At 63.5% G+C, this 1,896-nt stretch carries 1 rRNA gene; it reads right to left on the bottom strand.

From position 1 onward, the window contains the following. Positions 1-165 precede the first annotated feature (165 nt). Positions 166-1,671, bottom strand: a 16S ribosomal RNA gene (locus DW821_RS05550). Positions 1,672-1,896 lie beyond the last annotated feature (225 nt).

Genomic DNA, 1,896 nt, shown 5'->3' with positions numbered 1-1,896 from the left:
TATGATCTTCCATCTCTCTCCTATCGCTATGCGGCTCTCAAGGTACGCGGGTGCGACCCCGGGGACCGGGTGCTGCGGGGACTTCCCCCGGGCGACATCCACCGGACGGGCTCCTGCCCTCTATTCGAGTTAAAGTGTTTTCTCTCTAAGAATGTGTCTCCCTAGAAAGGAGGTGATCCAGCCGCACCTTCCGGTACGGCTACCTTGTTACGACTTCCCCCCCCCCCCCCCCCACCCCTTCGGCGCCCCCCCCCTCTCGGTTGGGCCGGCGACTTCGGGTGCAGACGACTCGGGTGGTGTGACGGGCGGTGTGTACAAGGCCCGGGAACGCATTCACCGCGGCATGCTGATCCGCGATTACTAGCAACTCCGACTTCATGGGGGCGGGTTGCAGCCCCCAATCCGAACTGGGGCCGGCTTTCCGGGATCCGCTCCCCCTCGCGGGGTGGCATCCCTCTGTACCGGCCATTGTAGCACGTGTGCAGCCCAGGGCATAAGGGGCATGATGACTTGACGTCGTCCCCGCCCTCCTCCGCCTTGACGGCGGCGGTCCCGCGTGGGTTCCCGGCATCACCCGATGGCAACACGCGGCGGGGGTTGCGCTCGTTGCGGGACTTAACCCAACATCTCACGACACGAGCTGACGACAGCCATGCACCACCTGTATGGGCTCCTCTCGGCCACGGGGTCTCCCCCGCTTCACCCATATGTCAAGCCCTGGTAAGGTTCTTCGCGTTGCTTCGAATTAAGCCACATGCTCCGCTGCTTGTGCGGGCCCCCGTCAATTCCTTTGAGTTTTAGCCTTGCGGCCGTACTCCCCAGGCGGGACGCTTAATGCGTTGGCTGCGGCACGGGGGGATCGTCCCCCCACACCTAGCGTCCATCGTTTACGGCTGGGACTACCAGGGTATCTAATCCTGTTCGCTCCCCCAGCTTTCGCGCCTCAGCGTCGGTCTCGGCCCAGAGGGCCGCCTTCGCCACCGGTGTTCCACCCGATATCTGCGCATTCCACCGCTACACCGGGTGTTCCACCCTCCCCTACCGGACCCAAGCCGCGGAGGTTCCGGGGGCTTCGGGGGGTTGAGCCCCCCGCTTCGACCCCCGGCCTGCCGGGCCGCCTACGCGCGCTTTACGCCCAATGAATCCGGATAACGCTCGCCCCCTACGTATTACCGCGGCTGCTGGCACGTAGTTAGCCGGGGCTTCTTCTGCAGGTACAGTCTCGTCTCTTCCCTGCTGAAAGCGGTTTACGACCCGAAGGCCTCCGTCCCGCACGCGGCGTCGCTGCGTCAGGGTTCCCCCCATTGCGCAAGATTCCCCACTGCTGCCTCCCGTAGGAGTCTGGGCCGTGTCTCAGTCCCAATCTGGCCGGTCGGTCTCTCAACCCGGCTACCCGTTGTCGGCACGGTGGGCCGTCACCCCGCCGTCTACCTGATGGGCCGCGGAGCCATCCCCTCCCGTCGGGGCTTTAGCCGGGGTGCCATGCGGCACCCCGGGGTATCCGGTATTACCCGTCCTTTCGGGCGGCTATCCCGGGGGAGGGGGCAGGTTCTCCACGTGTTACTCAGCCGTTCGCCACTCGCTTCCACCCGGAGGTGGGTGCCGTTCGACTTGCATGTGTTAGGCGCGCCGCCAGCGTTCATCCTGAGCCAGGATCGAACTCTCCGTCCAAAATATTCTGGGCTTCGAGCCCGTCCGGTCCTCTCAGTTCATCGCTGATCGGTTCCGTTCGATTCATATGGTTTTAGTATAGGAAAAGGAATTTCTCGGGGCCGCCTCTCGGCGGCCTTGCGAAAAACAAATCCAAGTTAGACCATTTCAAATGGTTCGATGTCTGCCCGGATGCGACACTGAATGTGTCCATCCTCGCAGTATCCGGTTCTCAAGGTGCACGCC

The sequence above is a fragment of the Collinsella sp. AM33-4BH genome (assembly GCF_003469205.1).
In the GTDB taxonomy this organism is placed as follows: domain Bacteria; phylum Actinomycetota; class Coriobacteriia; order Coriobacteriales; family Coriobacteriaceae; genus Collinsella.
The sequence above is the reverse complement of the archived record's forward strand: the minus strand, read 5'-3'. Positions and strand labels throughout refer to the sequence as shown.